Consider the following 15610-nt stretch of genomic DNA (forward strand, 5'->3'; position numbering starts at 1 on the left):
GACGCGCCTGGGCGCTGTGTCGATCTGTCAGGCCGCGGCCTTCTCCACGTGCGCCTGGCGCGTGTAGAGGAAGTCGATCACCGCCTTGCGCGCGTGCACGTAGGCCGGGTCTTCGGCCAGCTCGACGCGGTTGCGCGGGCGCGGAATGTCCACGGCCAGCACGTCGCCGATGGTGGCGGCCGGACCGTTGGTCAGCATCACGATGCGGTCGCTCAGCAGCACCGCCTCGTCCACGTCGTGCGTCACCATGACCACGGTGCTGTGCGTCTTCTGCACGATGGCCAGAAGCTCGTCCTGCAGCTTGGCGCGGGTGAGGGCGTCGAGCGCGCCGAAGGGCTCGTCCATCAGCAGCACCTTGGGTTCCATCGACAGCGCGCGTGCAATGCCCACGCGCTGTTTCATGCCGCCGGAGATTTCGCCGGGGCGCTTCTGTGCGGCGGGCGTGAGACCCACCAGCGCCAGCGCGGCATCGGTGCGTGCGCGCAACTGCGCCTTGCTCTCGGTGGCCGCGAAGACGCGCTCGACCGCGAGGTAGACGTTCTCGAAGCAGGTGAGCCAGGGCAGCAGCGAATGGTTCTGGAACACCACCGCGCGCTCGGGGCCGGGGCCCTTGATCTCCTTGTTGGCGCACAGCAGCGAGCCTTCGGTGGGTGTGGTGAGCCCGGCGATGAGGTTCAGCAGCGTCGACTTGCCGCAGCCCGAGTGGCCGATGAGCGTGATGAACTCGCCCTTGGCCACGTTCAGGTTCACATCGCGCAGCGCGACGAAGCGGCCCTTGGGCGTCTTGAAGGCCTGTTCGACGCCGTGGATCTCGATGTACTTCGAATCATCGATCATGACTTCACCTCTTCGAACGTGAACGCAGTGGCGAGCTTGATGAGCGCAAACTCCAGCACGAGGCCGACGATGCCGATCACGAAGATCGCGATGATGATGTTGGCGACGTTGAGGTTGTTCCACTCGTCCCACACCCAGAAGCCGATGCCGACGCCGCCCGTGAGCATCTCGGCCGCCACGATCACCAGCCACGCGGTGCCCACGGCCAGCCGCACGCCGGTCAGCATGTAGGGCAGCACTGCGGGGAACAGGATCTTCGTGAGGATCTTCCATTCGCTGAGGTTCAGCACCTTGGCCACGTTCATGTAGTCGCTAGGCACGCGCTGCACGCCCACGGCGGTGTTGATGACCATCGGCCAGATCGAGCAGATGAAGATGGTCCAGATGGCGGCCGGGTTGGCGCCCTTGAACACCAGCAGGCCGATGGGCAGCCACGCCAGCGGCGATACCGGTCGCAGCAGGCTGATGAGCGGGTTGAACATGCGCGAGAGGAACTCGAAGCGCCCGATCGCGAAGCCGGCCGGAATGCCGACCAGCGCCGCGAGGCCGAAGCCCAGCGCCACGCGCTGCAGCGACGAGAGCACGTTCCAGCCCACGCCCTGGTCGTTCGGCCCCTTGCTGTAGAACGGGTCGCTGAACACGGTCACGGCCTGCTGCCAGGTGGCCGCTGGCGTCGGGAAGCCAGTGGTGCTCTTCATGGCCACCACCTCCCAGATCAGCAGCAGCAGGCCGAAGCCTGCGAGCGGCGGCAGCACGCGCATCCAGAAGGCGCGCAGGTCGAGTGGCGTTCTCGGTTTCTGCTCCTTCTCCCTTCTGGGGAGAGGGTTGGGGTGAGGGGCGGCTTCGGCGCGGGGCTTGCCCTCGCCCCGGCCCTCTCCCGCGCGCGGGAGAGGGAGGGAGGCTTCGAGCGGTGAATGAAAAACGGCGCTGACCATGGTGTTCTCCCTATGCATGAAGCTTGAAGGACTCGGCGTACTTCTTCGGATCCTTGCCGTCCCAGACCGAGCCGTCGAACAGCTTGCTGGTGCGCATGGTTTCCTTGGGCACCGGCGTCTGCGTGGCTGCGGCAGCCTGCTTGTAGATGTCGATGCGGTTGATCTCGGTGGCCACCTTCAGGTAGTCGGGGTGTTCCTTCAGCAGGCCCCAGCGCTTGTGCTGCGTGAGGAACCACATGCCGTCCGACAGGTACGGGAAGTTCACGGCGCCGCCGTTGTAGAACTTCATGTGGTTGGGGTCGTCCCAGCTCTTGCCCAGGCCGTTGGTGTAGCGGCCCAGGATGCGCTGGTTGATGGCGTCCACGCTCGTGTTGACGTAGCTCTTGTCGGCGATGGTCTCGGCCATCTTGTTCTTGTTCTGCAGGCCGGTGTCGATCCACTTGCCGGCCTCGAGGATGGCGGCCGTCACGGCGCGTGCGGTGTTCGGGTACTTCTTCGCGAACTCGGCGGTGCAGCCAAGCACCTTCTCGGGGTGGTCCTTCCAGATGTCCTGCGTGGTGATGGCCGTGATGCCGATGCCGTCCATGATGGCGCGCTGGCCCCAGGGCTCGCCCACGCAGTAGCCGTCCATGTTGCCCACGCGCATGTTGGCCACCATCTGCGGCGGCGGCACGGTGATGTTCTTGACGTCCTTGAACGGGTCGATGCCGGCCGAGGCGAGCCAGTAGTACAGCCACATGGCATGCGTGCCGGTGGGGAAGGTCTGTGCGAAGGTGTATTCGCGCTTCTCCGTTGCGATCAGCTTGGCGAGCGAGGCCGCATCGACCGCACCCTTGTCCGAGAGCTTCTTCGACAGCGTGATGGCCTGGCCGTTGTTGTTCAAGGTCATGAGCACGGCCATGTCCTTTTTCGGGCCGCTCAGGCCCAGGTGCATGCCGTAGACCAGGCCGTAGAGCACGTGCGCCATGTCGATGTCGCCGTTGGAGAGCTTGTCGCGCACGCCAGCCCAACTGGCTTCCTTGCTGGGGACGATCTTCACGCCGTACTTCTTGTCGATGCCCAGCACCGAGGCCATCACCACGCTGGCGCAATCGGTCAGCGGGATGAAGCCGATCTTCACTTCCTCCTTCTCGGGCTTGTCCGAGCCCTGGGCCCAGACGGCGGCGCGCAGCGCGGGTTCGATGCCCACGGCGCCGATGGCGGCGGCTTGCAGGACGCGGCGTCGGCTGAGGCGGGTTGTGAGCAGGTCGGTCATGGGCGGGGCTCCGGTTGAAGGCGAACAAACAAAAGACAAAAACAAAAAAGGCGTCCGCACCGCGCAGGGGCTGCTCGAAAACGAGCCCTTGCGGGATGGGGACGCCTTTGTCCGGTTCGGTAGCAAGCACCCGCCGTTGGGTGCCGCCTGCCTGAAGACCCATTGGGGGCCTGTGAACGAAATGCTTGCAAGCGGTGTGCCAGCCTTCAGGACCTGGGTGCTGCTATCAAGAAAGTAGCTCGATGCAGTGGCGCAGCACGGGCGAGGGCCCGATCGGGCCGCGCAGCGCCGATCGCACGGTTGTTGTGCACTGCACCAAGTTGAACGGCCGGGGGCGCTTCAGCGAGAGGGCGCGCGGTCGAGCATGGGCAGGTAGTCGGCCATTGCCAGCATCGACTCGGCCACGTCGACCAGCCGCCGCTTCTGGTTCATGGCGGTCTGGCGCAGCATCTTGTGCGCCTCTTCCTCGCTGAGCCGGCGGTGCGCCATCAGCAGGCCCTTGGCGCGCTCGACGATCTTGCGTTCATTGAGCGAGGCGCGCACGGTTTCGAGCTCGTCGCTCATGGCCTGCAGGCGGTGCGACTGCTCCTGGACCATGTCGAGCACCGAGCGTTCGAGGTGGCGGCCGAACTGGGCGGGCGTGGCGGCCTGCGCGTCGGCGTCGTCGAAGAACAGGGCGCCGGCCTGCGGCGCCAGCGTGTCCAGCAGCTGCCGGTAGTCCTGCAACTCGCTGCGCGCCTGCGCGGTCTTGCGCTCGCACAGTGCGCGCAAGACTGCGGCCAGGCGCTCTTCCACGGTCTTCATGGCGTCGATGCGGCGGGTGCAGCAGTCGAACCAGGCCTGGCTCAGCGGTACGTCGGCCGGGGCGGAGGTGGCGCCGCGCCGGCGGATGCGTTCGAGCTCTGCCACTTCGGCGTCAGGCTGGCTGCTGCGCCAGAGCGCGAGCACGGCCTGGCCAGAGAAATCGGTGAACACCTGGAAGCAGCGCTCCTGCGACTCGATCAGGTGCTGCCACTGCAGGCGCTGCGCCTCGTCGCTGCGGCCCAGCGCCAGTGCGGCGGCACCGAAGGCGCGCTCCTGGCCGGCAAATTCCTTGCCCTGCATGAAGTTGAACATCGCGACCAGCAGGCGCGAGATTTCGGGGTCGGTGGCGCCGTCGGCGGCTTCGAACACCACCGACAGCAGGCCGGCAACGAGCTTGGCGAAGGCGGCGGTGGACTGCGCAGGCTTCAGTTCGAGCGCATCGATGCGGCGGCGAAGCGCAGGCAGGGCGTCCAGGCCCGGGAGCACCCAGGCGATGCGGCTGAACAGGCGCGCGCTGTGGCCGGCGCCAGCGCCGCGGTGGTCGTCGGCTTCGAGCTGGTCGAAGCCGGCGCGCACCTCCTGCTCGAGCGCCATGCATTCGGCGATCTGCGGGCCGCGCTGGTCTGCGAAGCGGCCGCCGTGCGACGCGAGGAACATGTTCGACATGCCCCGCTCGCGCTGCAGCGCGTGGACGAGGCGGCCGATCACACCCACCAGCTCGCTGGTGCGGGCGAGCCGGTCCAGCTCGTCGATCTCGCAACGGCGGGCGGCGATCAGAAAACTCAGTCCGGATTTCATGGTGGGAGGGGCGCTGACCCTCTCACTGCAACATCCGTGCCTTGCAGGACGCCGTTTGCCCCTTCGCGGGCGGCCGCACGGGGCGCCGCCTACACTCGGCGCCATGCTCTTGTTGGGAATCGAATCATCCTGCGATGAAACCGGCGTGGCGCTGGTCGAGTCGCACGGCAGCGCGCTGCCGATGCTGCGTTCGCACGCGCTGCACAGCCAGATCGCCATGCACCAGGCCTACGGCGGCGTGGTCCCCGAGCTGGCCAGCCGCGACCACATCCGCCGCGTGCTGCCGTTGACCGAGACGGTCATGGCCGAAGCCGGACGCTCGCTGGCCGAGATCGACGTGGTGGCCTACACGCGCGGGCCGGGCCTGGCGGGCGCGCTGCTGGTGGGGGCCGGCGTGGCCTGCGCGCTCGGCGTGGCGCTTGGCAAGCCGGTGCTGGGGGTGCATCACCTAGAGGGACATCTGCTGTCGCCCTTCCTGAGCGCCGATCCGCCGGAGTTTCCGTTCGTCGCGCTGCTGGTGTCGGGCGGCCATACGCAGCTGATGCGGGTGGACGGCGTGGGCCGCTACGAGCTGCTCGGCGAAACCATCGACGACGCGGCCGGCGAGGCCTTCGACAAGAGCGCCAAGCTCATGGGTTTGCCGTACCCCGGCGGACCGTGGCTCGCGAAGCTGGCCGAAGGCGGCAACGCAACGGCCTTCAAGCTGCCGCGGCCGCTGCTGCACAGCGGCGATCTCGATTTTTCCTTTGCCGGCCTGAAGACGGCCGTGCTCACGCAGGCCAAGAAGCTCGGCGACCAGCTCGAGGCGAACAAGGCCGATCTGGCGGCGTCCACGCAGGCGGCCATCGTCGAGGTGCTGCTGAAGAAGTCGCTCGCGGCACTCGACCAGACCGGACTCAAGCGGCTGGTGGTGGCGGGCGGGGTGGGGGCCAACAGGAATCTGCGCGAACAGCTGAATGCCGCGTGCGCAAAGCGCAAGGTGCGTGTGCACTACCCCGAGTTGCACCTGTGCACCGACAACGGCGCCATGATCGCCATGGCTGCGGCGATGCGCCTGCAGTCCGGGCTGTCGCAGGCGAGCGAGCGCTATGCCTTCGACGTCAAGCCGCGATGGCCCATGGCGTCGCTCTCGTCGGCTGAGGCGCCGCTGCCGCAGGCTGCGTAGCCGGCTGCCGCGAGCGGCCGATTGCCGGCAGCGGCAGCACGTCCAGCACATTGCGCCACAGCTGGCGCCACTGCGGCCAGTCGTGGCCGCCCTCGATCGTGAAGACGCGCCCCGGCGGCAGGGCGTCGGCCAGCAGCTTGTGGTTGCTGGCAAAGCGGTCGTCCAGCCCGAAGCCCAGGTACAGCGGCGGCAGGTTCTTCGACGGCTTGGCGTCCAGGTACTGCTGGAAGAAGGGCCAGAGCTTGCGGTCGGGCTCCTCGTCGGCCTGCGGTCCGGTGGGCGCCTGCCAGGCGCGCAGGCCGCCGGCCTTCCTGATCTCCGCGCCGAGCACCCGGCGCCCCAGGTAGGGCGCGAGTGCCACGATGCCGTCCACCGAGCCCGGCCGCGCCAGTTCGTGGATCAGCGCGCCGAAGCCACCGATGGAAATACCCACGAGCCAGATCGACTTGTAGCCCCTGGCACGCTGGGGCTCGATCACCTCGGTGTGCAGGCGCTCGCTCAGCGTTTGCTCGTAGTAGTAGGAAACGTCCGCGTCCACCAGCAGCGCGTCCGCCGCCAGATGGCGCTCGCGCACCGCGGCGATGAACCCTTCGCGCTCGAACTCGTCGGGCTTCAGGTAGGCCCCGGGCAGGAACACCAGGAGCGTGTCGGATTGTTCGTTGGGATTGGCAGGTTGAAGGTGCGTTTTCATGGTGCCTTTTGGGGGCACCCGAACCGCACCGGCAGGGAATTCGGTGCGTTACGAGACGCCCACGAAGAAAAAAGTTCTAAGAAAACGTCACATCATGTGACGTTATTCAGCGCTATTGTGAATAAGGTGCTCGTTTAAAGTCAAAACGAGGCCGTTACCAACATTTTCTTCTTGTGGGCATAGGCCAAGCTAGTTGATTTGCAACTGTGCGGCCTGGCTCACGGGCACCAGTTTGCCGAGCTTCAGCGTGAGCACGCCGTTCTCGAGCTTGGCCTCGCTGGTGGCCACGTCGATGTCCTGCGGCAGCTCGTAGGCGGCCTTGAACTGGCGCTTGGCTTCGGCCTTGCTGTCGATGCGCAGTACGGCGCCTTCGATGCTGATCGCGAGGTCTTCGCGCGCAAGGCCCGGCACGTCCAGCGAGAGGGTCCAGCTCTTGTCGTCCTGTTCCACCAGCGGGGAGCGGCGGGGGGCGGCGAAGGCATCGTTCACGAAGCGTTCGAAGGCGCGGTCATAGGCGCGGGGAGCGAAGCGGGCGGTGCGAAGGGTGGGGGCGAAAAGCATGGTGAAGAACTCCTGAGTGAACACAATGGGGACAAGGAATGTGTGTCCCTTACACTGCGCGGCCGTTCCATCGTGAGTGCCGCTTGAGACCTCATCTAGGCGCATCGGCACGCGTTTCAAGACAATGAATCTCCCCTTTATTTGGCGTCGCGAGGCCTTGAAATTCGCGGCGCTGGCGCTATGCGCGAGGCCGTTCGCCGCGCTGGCGCAGGCGGCCCCGCCCGCACCCATTCGCCTGGCGCTGATCGAAAGCATGAGCGGCCCGTTCGCCAACACCGGCGAGGCCGTGTTCCGCAACCTGCTGTGGGCGGTGGAGCGCGTGAATGCGCGCGGCGGCGTGAAGCTGCCCGGCGGCGCGCGTCCGTTGCAGCTCGACCGCTACGACAGCAAGGGGCAGAACGAGGAGGCGCTTTCCGCGCTGCGCGCCGCGATGGACGACGGCGCGCGCATCGTGCTGCAGGGCAATTCGTCGGCCACGGCCGCGGCGCTGGTCGATGCCATCGACAAGAACAACGAGCGCGACCCCGCGCGCCGCGTGGTCTTCCTCAACTACGCGGCCGTCGACCCGGCGCTCACGAACGAGCGTTGCAGCTTCTGGCACTTCCGCTTCGACGCGCATGCCGACATGCGCGTGGCTGCGCTGATGGATGTGGTGAGGGACGATGCCGCGCTCAAGCGCGTCTACCTGATCGGCCAGGACTACAGCTTCGGCCAGGCCGTGCTGCGCGAGGCGCGCCGGCAGCTCGGTGCGCAGCGCCCCGACGTGGAGATCGTGGGCGACGAACTGCACCCCATGGGCAAGGTGAAGGACTTCGCGCCCTACGCCACCAAGATCATCGCGAGCGGCGCGCAGGCCGTGGTCACGGGCAACTGGGGCAACGACCTCACGCTGCTCGTGAAGGCGGCACGCGAGGCGGGCTTCAACGGTACTTTCTATACCTTCTACGGCAATGCGCTGGGGGCACCGGCCGCCATCGGCGATGCGGGCATCGGCCGCGTGATCGCCGTGGCAGACTGGCTGCCCAACGTGCAGACGGCGCAGTCCGAAACCTTCTACCGAGCCTTCCGCACGCGCTTTCCGAAGCCGGCCGACGACTATGTGCACATGCGGCTTCAGCTGATGATCGAAGCGCTCGTGCAGGCCATCGAGCGTGCGGGCAGTGCCGACGCGGTGCCGATGGCGCGCGCGCTGGAGCAGGCCGACGTGAGCCTGTACGGCCAGCGCGGGCGCATGCGCGCGACGGACCATCAGTTCCAGCAGCAGCTCGTCGTCGGCGTGATGGACCGGCAGGGCAGGCCGGGCGTGCAGTTCGACGTCGAGGGCTCGGGCTACGGCTTCCGTGTGGTCAAGACGATTCCCGCCGAGCGCGCCGAACTGCCGACCTCGTGCAAGATGAAGAAACCTTGAACTTGGCTCTCCCCCAGGCTTCGCGCACTTCGTGTCGCTTCTCCCTCCCCCTCACCGGGGGCAACACCTGCGGCCCGGCAAAGCCGGTTCTGCGGCGTTCCTGAAAAAGAAAGGTATTTCCATGCGTTCTGCGATCCATCAGCTTGAAGCGTCGAAGATCCGCGAAGTCGCCAACGCCGGCATGGGCCGCGACGACGTGCTGGCCTTCTGGTTCGGCGAAAGCGACGAAGTCACGCCCGAGGTGATCCGCCAGGCGGCCATCGATTCGCTGCAGCGAGGCGAGACCTTCTACGCCCACAACCTTGGCCTGCCCGAGCTGCGCGAAGCCATCGCGCGCTACACGAGCGGGCTGCATCCGGCGGTCGATGCCTCTCGCATCGCCGTCACCTCGGGCGGCGTGAGCGCGCTGATGCTCGCGGTGCAGGCGCTGGTCGATGCGGGCGACGAAGTGGTCGCCGTGACGCCGGTGTGGCCCAACCTGACGGCTCAGCCCGCCATCATGGGCGCGCGCGTTCGTACCTTGCCGCTGGTGCCGGTGAACGGGCAGTGGACGCTCGACCTGCCCGCGCTGCGCGCGGCGGTCACTTCGAAGACGAAGCTGCTGATCGTCAACGCGCCCAACAATCCCACGGGCTGGACCATGACGCGCGACGAGCAGCAGGCCGTGCTCGACCACTGCCGCCAGACCGGCACGTGGATCCTCGCCGACGAGGTGTACGAGCGCCTGTACTACGAGCCGACGCCCAATGCCTGCGCGCCGAGCTTCCTCGACATCTCGAAGCCCGACGACCGGCTCGTCGTCACGCACAGCTTCTCGAAGAGCTTCCTGATGACGGGCTGGCGCCTGGGCTGGCTGGTGCTGCCGTCGTCGATGGTGGACGACATCGGCAAGCTGATCGAGTTCAACACCTCGTGCGCCAGCGTGTTCACGCAGCGCGCCGCCATCACTGCCATCGAACACACGAGCGAGATCACGCCGCGCGTGGTGGCGCACCTGAAGCACTGCCGCGACACGCTGGTGCCGCTGCTGGCGGCGCTGCCGGGCGTGCAGGTGGCTTCGGCCAAGGGTGGCATGTATGCCTTCTTCCGGCTCGAAGGCTTCGGCGATTCGCTCGAAGTGGCCAAGCGGCTGGTCGCCGAAGCGGGCCTGGGGCTCGCGCCGGGCAATGCCTTCGCGCCCGAGGCGCAGGGATGGCTGCGCTGGTGCTTTGCCTCGAAAGACCCGCAGCGGCTGGTGAAGGGCGTGGAGCGCCTGCGCAACTGGCTGGCGGAGCAGCCGCAGCRCAAGGGCTGATCCGGCCGTCTGCAATTTCGTTCAATACGCGGCGCGACCGGACCGCGAAGCTCGGACTTTTCTCGAAGGCGAAAGGTCTGGCATGTCGGAACGGTTGAAGGGAATGGCGCTGTGCGCGCTGGCGATGGTCACGGTGGGCAGCACGGTGGTGGCCAGCAAGGTCATCGCAGGCGGACTCCCGCCGTTCACCGCGACCGCGCTGCGGTTTGCGATGGCGCTGCCGGTGTTTCTCCTGCTGCTGCGGCTGACGCGCACGCCTTGGCCTCGCCCCGACCGGCGCGACCTGGTGCTGCTCTTGTTCCAGGCGGGTTTGGGCAGCGTGGGCTATACGGTGCTGCTGATCCTTGGTGTGAGGTGGGCGCCGGCCGCCAGCGCGGGCGTGGTGGCCGGGACGCTGCCTGCCGTTGCGGCGCTGGCGGCGGTGCTGGCTTTGCGCGAGCGGCCGGGGCGATATCTGGTGGGCAGCATCGTGCTGGCGACGGCAGGGGTGCTGGCAATCAGCTGGCCGGGCGAAGGCTCCGCAGGGGACTCCAAATCGGCCGCGGCGTTCGCCGGCAACCTGCTGATGCTGGGTGCGGTCGTGTGTGAGGCAATGTTCATCCTGCTCAACAAGCGGCTGCGCGTGCCGGTGCGCCCCCTGGCGCTGTCGACGCTGATGGCAGCCTTCGGGCTCCTGCTGTCGCTGGTTTCGGCGCTGTTCGAGCGGGCCTGGGAACATCCGTTGCCGAACGATGCGCTGATCGGCGTCGCCTACTATGCGCTGGTGCCGACGGTGCTGGGCTTCGTCCTCTGGTTTGCCGGATCGGCGCGGCTGAAAGGGGCCGAAGCGGCGCTATTCACTGCGCTCCTGCCGGTTTCTGCGCTGATACTGGCGGCCTTCTGGCTGGGAGAAAGTATCAGCCTGGCGCAGATCGGCGGGGCCGCTTGCGTGCTCGGCGCGGTAGGCCTGGCTTCGCTCGATGGCAAGGGAGGAAAGAGGCTCAGTCCGGCGGCGACCCCTTCGTGAAACACCGCGGAACCGGCTTTGCCGGGCCGCAGGTGTTGCCCCCGGGGAGGGGGTAGGCGAAGCGACACGAAGTGCGCGCAGCCTGGGGGCGAGCTATAATTCCGAGGCTTTGCATGCCGCAAGGCGCACGGTGAGGGCAGTTCCAGCGCTCACCGCAAGTCAAACACCTAGGAACCAAGGAAATCATCATGATCGCAGCCTCCATCAAGGCCGAAGTCGTCAAGGACAACGCCCGCGCCGCCAACGACACCGGCAGCCCCGAAGTGCAAGTCGCACTGCTGACCGCCCGCATCAACGAGCTCACCCCCCACTTCAAGACGCACGCCAAGGACCACCACGGCCGTCGCGGCCTGCTGCGCATGGTGAGCCGCCGCCGCAAGCTCCTCGACTACCTCAAGTCCAAGGACGCCGACCGCTACACCGCGCTGATCGCCAAGCTGGGTCTGCGCAAGTAAATCGAATCGCATGAAAAAACGCCTGGGTTAGTCCGCTAGCTCAGGCGTTTTTTACTTCGCGATCCACTTTCGGAGTGCCAAACAGAGCGAAGCTGTGTCATTCCAATGAAGTTCCCTCCGAGCTTCGCTGGAATGGCATCGTGTTCTGAGACAGCCTCCGCCCCTTGCGAACCCTGAGTGGTTCGCTACTAAAACAGGAGCAAACATGAGCCTCTTCAACAAAGTCACCAAGTCCTTCCAATGGGGCGACAAGACCGTCGTCATGGAAACGGGCGAAGTCGCCCGCCAGGCCAATGGCGCCGTGCTGGTCGACATCGACGGCACCGTGATCCTGGCGACCGTGGTCGCCTCCAAGTCGGCCAAGCCCGGCCAGGATTTTTTCCCGCTGACCGTCGACTACATCGAGAAGACCTACGCCGCGGGCAAGATCCCCGGCAGCTTCTTCAAGCGCGAAGCCAAGCCCAGCGAACATGAAACGCTGACCAGCCGCCTGATCGACCGTCCGATCCGCCCGCTGTTCCCCGAAGGCTTCCTGAACGAAGTGCACGTGGTCATTCACACCGTGTCGCTCAACCCTGAAGTCGATGCCGACATCGCCGCCATGATCGGCGTGAGCGCAGCGCTCGCCATCTCCGGCATTCCGTTCAGCGGCCCGATCGGCGCCGCCCGCGTGGGCTACATCAATGGCCAGTACGTGCTGAATCCGGGCCAGACCGCCCGCAAGGATTCGCAGATGGACCTCGTCGTCGCCGGCACGCAAGCCGCCGTGCTGATGGTCGAGTCCGAAGCCCAGCAACTCAGCGAAGAAGTCATGCTGGGTGGCGTGGTGTTCGGCCACGAACAAGCCAACATTGCCATCAACGCGATCCATGACCTCGTGCGCGACGCCGGCAAGCCGGTGTGGGACTGGCAGGCACCCGCAGAAGACGAAGCCTTCGTCGCCAAGGTCAAGGGCCTGGCCGAAGAGAAGCTGCGCGCCGTCTATCAAATTCGCAGCAAGCAAGCCCGCACGCAGGCCCTGCGCGAAGCCAATGCCAGCGTGATGAACACGCTGAAGGAAAGCGGCGAGCCCTTCGACGCCGGCAAGGTCAACGACCTGCTGTTCGCCATCGAATCGAAGATCGTGCGCAGCCAGATCCTGTCGGGTGAGCCCCGCATCGACGGCCGCGACACGCGCACCGTGCGCCCCATCGAGATCCGCAACTCCGTGCTGCCGCGCACCCACGGTTCGGCCCTGTTCACGCGCGGTGAAACCCAGGCGCTGGTCATCACCACGCTCGGCACCGAACGCGATGCACAGCGCATCGACGCGCTGGCCGGCGAGTACGAAGACCGCTTCCTGTTCCACTACAACATGCCTCCCTTCGCCACCGGCGAAGTGGGCCGCATGGGCTCGACCAAGCGCCGCGAAATCGGCCACGGCCGCCTCGCCAAGCGCGCGCTCGTCGCCGTGCTGCCGACCAAGGAAGAATTCCCGTACACGGTTCGCGTGGTGTCGGAAATCACCGAGTCGAACGGCTCCTCGTCGATGGCTTCGGTCTGCGGCGGCTGCCTGTCGATGATGGACGCCGGCGTGCCCATGAAGGCGCACGTGGCCGGTATCGCCATGGGCCTGATCAAGGAAGACAACCGCTTCGCGGTGCTGACCGACATCCTGGGCGACGAAGATCACCTGGGCGACATGGACTTCAAGGTTGCGGGCACCACCAACGGCATCACCGCGCTGCAGATGGACATCAAGATCCAGGGTATCACCAAGGAAATCATGCAGGTCGCCTTGGCGCAAGCCAAGGAAGCGCGCATGCACATCCTGGGCAAGATGCAGGAAGCCATGGGCGAGGCCAAGGCCGAAGTCTCCAGCTTCGCCCCGCGCCTGACCACGCTGAAGATCAACCCCGAGAAGATCCGCGACGTGATCGGCAAGGGCGGCTCGGTCATCCGCGGCCTGCAGGAAGAAACCGGCACGACGATCAACATCGACGAAGACGGCACCATCACCATCGCCTCGACCGACCCGGAAAAGGCCGAACTGGCCAAGAAGCGCATCGAGCAGATCACGGCCGAAGTCGAAATCGGCAAGGTCTACGAAGGCCCGGTCACCAAGATCCTGGACTTCGGTGCGCTCATCAACCTGCTGCCCGGCAAGGACGGCCTGCTGCACATCAGCCAGATCGCGCACGAACGCGTCGAGAAGGTGACCGACTACCTGAGCGAAGGCCAGATCGTGAAGGTCAAGGTTCTGGAAACCGACGAAAAGGGCCGCGTCAAGCTGTCCATGAAGGCCCTGACCGAGCGTCCGGCCGGCATGGAATACAGCGAGCGCCCGCCGCGTGAAGACCGTGGTGATCGCGGCGACCGTGGCGGCGACCGCCGCGAGCGCTCGGACCGTGGCGACCGTGGTGGTGACCGCGGCGGCGATCGTGGCGAGCGCGCACCGCGCTTCAACGACCAGCAGCAGGCTCCGGCCAGCGAGCAGTCGCAGGCCCCGCGCGAGCCTCAGGAGTAAGAAGGGCGCAACGGCGGTTCACTGCCGCCGTTGCAATCTTTTGAACGTCAAGCTTCGCCCCATCTGCGGGCGTTGGAGGCCGAAAGACCATGAAAGCCATTGAAATCACTTCGTACGGCGCCCCTGAGGTGCTGCGCGTGGCCGATCGTCCCGATCCGGTGGCGGGTGTGGGCGAGCTGCTGATTCGCGTTGCGGCCAGTGGTGTCAACCGGCCCGACGTGCTGCAGCGGATGGGCCACTATCCGGTGCCGCCGGGTGCATCCGATCTGCCGGGCCTCGAGGTGGCCGGCGAGATCGTCTCTGGCGATGCCGCGGCGCTGGCCGAGGCGGGGTTCAAGGTTGGTGATCGTGTCTGTGCGTTGATCGCTGGCGGTGGCTATGCGCAGCTGTGCGTGGCGCCCGTGGCGCAATGCCTGCCGGTGCCGAAGGGTTGGAGCGATGTCGATGCGGCCTCGCTGCCCGAAACCTTCTTCACCGTGTGGAGCAATGTGTTCGAACGCGGCCGTCTGCAAAAAGGCGAGACGCTGCTGATCCAGGGCGGCTCGAGCGGCATCGGCGTCACGGCGATCCAGATCGCCAAGGCGCTGGGTGCGACGGTGATCGTCACGGCCGGCAGCGACGACAAGTGCGAAGCCTGCAAGAAGCTGGGGGCCGACCACGCCATCAACTACCGCACGAGCGATTTCGTCGAAGAGGCGAAGAAGCTCACCGGCGGCAAGGGCGTGGACGTGATCCTCGACATGGTTGCAGGCGACTACGTGGCGCGCGAGATCGAGTGCCTGGCCGAAGACGGCCGGCTCGTGATCATCGCGGTGCAGGGCGGCGTGAAGAGCCAGATCAATGCGGGCCTCGTGCTGCGCAGGCGCCTCACGATCACCGGCTCGACGCTGCGGCCTCGGCCGGTGGCCTTCAAGGGCGCCATTGCCAAGGCCCTGCGCGAAAAGGTGTGGCCGCTGCTGGAAAGCGGTGCCATCAAGCCCGTGATCCACAGCACCTTTGCAGCAGCGGGCGAGCCTAGCGGCGCAGCCCAGGCTCATGCGCTGATGGAATCGAACCAGCACATCGGCAAGATCGTGCTGACATGGTGACGGGAAGAACGCGATGACAACCAAGAAGAAGCTGATCGCCGGCAACTGGAAGATGAACGGCAGCCTCGCTGCCAACGAGGCGCTGGTGAAAGCCTTGCAGCAAGGCCTGGCCGCAAGCCCGGCCGCGTGCGACGTGGCGCTGTGCGCGCCCGCGCCGTACTTCGCCCAGCTGCAATCGCTGCTGGCGGGCTCGCCGGCACTGGCGCTCGGTGCGCAGGACATCTCGGCGCATCCGCAAGGTGCATTCACCGGCGAGCAATCGGCGGCGATGCTGAAGGATTTCGGCGTGCGCTATGCGATCGTCGGTCACTCGGAGCGCCGGCAATACCATGGCGAGACCGATGAGGTCGTGGCGGCGAAAACCGCTGCGGCATTGGCCAATGGCATCACGCCGATCGTCTGTGTCGGCGAAACGCTGGCGCAGCGCGAAGCAGGGCGGACCGAAGAGGTCGTCAAGCGCCAGCTGGCTGCAGTGATTCACGTGAACGGCCATTGCATCAGCGAGATCGTCGTGGCGTATGAGCCCGTTTGGGCCATCGGCACCGGCAAGACGGCCACGCCGGAGCAGGCGCAAGCGGTGCATGCCGTGCTGCGCGCGCAACTGCATCACGCGGCGAGCGAGCATGCAGCGGGCATCCAGATTCTTTATGGCGGCAGCATGAATGCGGCCAATGCCGCTGAACTGCTGGCGCAGGCCGACATCGACGGCGGCCTTATCGGTGGCGCGTCGCTCAAGGCGCCCGATTTTCTGCAGATCATTTCTGCCGCTGCGCGCTGAATGCGCAACGGCTGTATCAATTAGGAGTA

General features: G+C 66.4%; 14 protein-coding genes. 8 read left to right on the forward strand and 6 right to left on the reverse strand.

Annotated elements, in window-relative coordinates:
* Positions 1-27: 27 nt before the first annotated feature.
* The 4 genes from AC1DFC_RS03220 to AC1DFC_RS03235 all read right to left on the reverse strand — a co-directional run bounded on the left by AC1DFC_RS03220 (position 28) and on the right by AC1DFC_RS03235 (position 4629).
* Positions 28-837 (reverse strand): ABC transporter ATP-binding protein, encoded by an 810-nt coding sequence (locus tag AC1DFC_RS03220; RefSeq protein ID WP_007838174.1) that lies wholly within the window; start codon positions 835-837, stop codon positions 28-30.
* Positions 834-1772 (reverse strand): nitrate ABC transporter permease, encoded by a 939-nt coding sequence (gene ntrB, locus AC1DFC_RS03225; RefSeq protein ID WP_478178666.1) that lies wholly within the window; start codon positions 1770-1772, stop codon positions 834-836. The genes AC1DFC_RS03220 and ntrB overlap by 4 nt, the downstream gene beginning before the upstream one ends.
* A gap of 10 nt (positions 1773-1782) precedes the next feature.
* Positions 1783-3027, reverse strand: coding sequence for a CmpA/NrtA family ABC transporter substrate-binding protein (locus AC1DFC_RS03230; protein ID WP_007838172.1), 1245 nt, complete (start codon positions 3025-3027; stop codon positions 1783-1785).
* A gap of 339 nt (positions 3028-3366) precedes the next feature.
* Positions 3367-4629 carry a nitrate- and nitrite sensing domain-containing protein gene (locus tag AC1DFC_RS03235; protein WP_413331843.1) on the reverse strand — a complete coding sequence of 421 codons (1263 nt, stop codon included), beginning with the start codon at positions 4627-4629 and terminating at the stop codon, positions 3367-3369.
* 103 nt (positions 4630-4732) lie between these two features.
* On the opposite strand from AC1DFC_RS03235, the gene tsaD reads away from it, so the two are divergent.
* A complete protein-coding gene (gene tsaD / locus AC1DFC_RS03240; protein WP_007838169.1) occupies positions 4733-5794 on the forward strand; it encodes a tRNA (adenosine(37)-N6)-threonylcarbamoyltransferase complex transferase subunit TsaD in 1062 nt (353 codons plus the stop codon).
* Here tsaD and AC1DFC_RS03245 read toward each other — a convergent pair.
* Together AC1DFC_RS03245 and AC1DFC_RS03250 are read right to left on the reverse strand one after the other, a co-directional pair.
* The gene (locus AC1DFC_RS03245; protein WP_007838167.1) at positions 5730-6485 is read right to left on the reverse strand and encodes an alpha/beta hydrolase-fold protein; all 756 of its coding nucleotides are present in this window, start codon (positions 6483-6485) and stop codon (positions 5730-5732) included. The two genes, tsaD and AC1DFC_RS03245, sit on opposite strands and share 65 nt — an antisense overlap.
* Positions 6486-6674: 189 nt before the next feature.
* On the reverse strand, positions 6675-7046 hold the full coding sequence (locus AC1DFC_RS03250; RefSeq protein WP_007838165.1) for an Hsp20/alpha crystallin family protein: 372 nt from the start codon (positions 7044-7046) through the stop codon (positions 6675-6677).
* 124 nt (positions 7047-7170) lie between these two features.
* Here AC1DFC_RS03250 and AC1DFC_RS03255 point away from each other — a divergent pair, with 124 nt between their 5' ends.
* The 7 genes from AC1DFC_RS03255 (at position 7171) to tpiA (ending at position 15581) form a co-directional block, all read left to right on the forward strand.
* Complete coding sequence (locus AC1DFC_RS03255; protein ID WP_478178667.1) at positions 7171-8454, forward strand: branched-chain amino acid ABC transporter substrate-binding protein; 1284 nt, start codon at positions 7171-7173, stop codon at positions 8452-8454.
* Between the two features lie 121 nt (positions 8455-8575).
* Positions 8576-9748, forward strand: a complete 1173-nt coding sequence (locus AC1DFC_RS03260) for a pyridoxal phosphate-dependent aminotransferase (RefSeq protein WP_478178668.1) — start codon at positions 8576-8578, stop codon at positions 9746-9748.
* 82 nt (positions 9749-9830) lie between these two features.
* Positions 9831-10754 (forward strand): DMT family transporter, encoded by a 924-nt coding sequence (locus AC1DFC_RS03265; RefSeq protein ID WP_478178669.1) that lies wholly within the window; start codon positions 9831-9833, stop codon positions 10752-10754.
* 188 nt (positions 10755-10942) lie between these two features.
* Entirely contained in the window at positions 10943-11209 is a 267-nt protein-coding gene (gene rpsO / locus AC1DFC_RS03270; RefSeq protein ID WP_007837783.1) for a 30S ribosomal protein S15, read from the forward strand.
* A gap of 205 nt (positions 11210-11414) precedes the next feature.
* On the forward strand, positions 11415-13715 hold the full coding sequence (gene pnp, locus AC1DFC_RS03275) for a polyribonucleotide nucleotidyltransferase (protein WP_413331850.1): 2301 nt from the start codon (positions 11415-11417) through the stop codon (positions 13713-13715).
* Positions 13716-13804: 89 nt separating this feature from the next.
* Positions 13805-14803: an NAD(P)H-quinone oxidoreductase gene (locus tag AC1DFC_RS03280; RefSeq protein WP_413312556.1), complete on the forward strand. Its 999-nt coding sequence runs from the start codon at positions 13805-13807 to the stop codon at positions 14801-14803.
* A gap of 13 nt (positions 14804-14816) precedes the next feature.
* Entirely contained in the window at positions 14817-15581 is a 765-nt protein-coding gene (gene tpiA / locus AC1DFC_RS03285) for a triose-phosphate isomerase (protein WP_478178670.1), read from the forward strand.
* Positions 15582-15610: the final 29 nt, after the last annotated feature.

It is taken from the genome of Variovorax sp. 10L421 (assembly GCF_056395365.1).

Excerpts from the sequence above, each read along its gene's own strand:
- AC1DFC_RS03220 (WP_007838174.1), bottom strand. The coding sequence starts at position 837 with ATGATCGATGATTCGAAGTACATCGAGATCCACGGCGTCGAACAGGCC.
- ntrB (WP_478178666.1), bottom strand. The coding sequence starts at position 1,772 with ATGGTCAGCGCCGTTTTTCATTCACCGCTCGAAGCCTCCCTCCCTCTC.
- AC1DFC_RS03230 (WP_007838172.1), bottom strand. The coding sequence starts at position 3,027 with ATGACCGACCTGCTCACAACCCGCCTCAGCCGACGCCGCGTCCTGCAA.
- AC1DFC_RS03235 (WP_413331843.1), bottom strand. The coding sequence starts at position 4,629 with ATGAAATCCGGACTGAGTTTTCTGATCGCCGCCCGCCGTTGCGAGATC.
- tsaD (WP_007838169.1), top strand. The coding sequence starts at position 4,733 with ATGCTCTTGTTGGGAATCGAATCATCCTGCGATGAAACCGGCGTGGCG.
- AC1DFC_RS03245 (WP_007838167.1), bottom strand. The coding sequence starts at position 6,485 with ATGAAAACGCACCTTCAACCTGCCAATCCCAACGAACAATCCGACACG.
- AC1DFC_RS03250 (WP_007838165.1), bottom strand. The coding sequence starts at position 7,046 with ATGCTTTTCGCCCCCACCCTTCGCACCGCCCGCTTCGCTCCCCGCGCC.
- AC1DFC_RS03255 (WP_478178667.1), top strand. The coding sequence starts at position 7,171 with ATGAATCTCCCCTTTATTTGGCGTCGCGAGGCCTTGAAATTCGCGGCG.
- AC1DFC_RS03265 (WP_478178669.1), top strand. The coding sequence starts at position 9,831 with ATGTCGGAACGGTTGAAGGGAATGGCGCTGTGCGCGCTGGCGATGGTC.
- rpsO (WP_007837783.1), top strand. The coding sequence starts at position 10,943 with ATGATCGCAGCCTCCATCAAGGCCGAAGTCGTCAAGGACAACGCCCGC.
- pnp (WP_413331850.1), top strand. The coding sequence starts at position 11,415 with ATGAGCCTCTTCAACAAAGTCACCAAGTCCTTCCAATGGGGCGACAAG.
- AC1DFC_RS03280 (WP_413312556.1), top strand. The coding sequence starts at position 13,805 with ATGAAAGCCATTGAAATCACTTCGTACGGCGCCCCTGAGGTGCTGCGC.
- tpiA (WP_478178670.1), top strand. The coding sequence starts at position 14,817 with ATGACAACCAAGAAGAAGCTGATCGCCGGCAACTGGAAGATGAACGGC.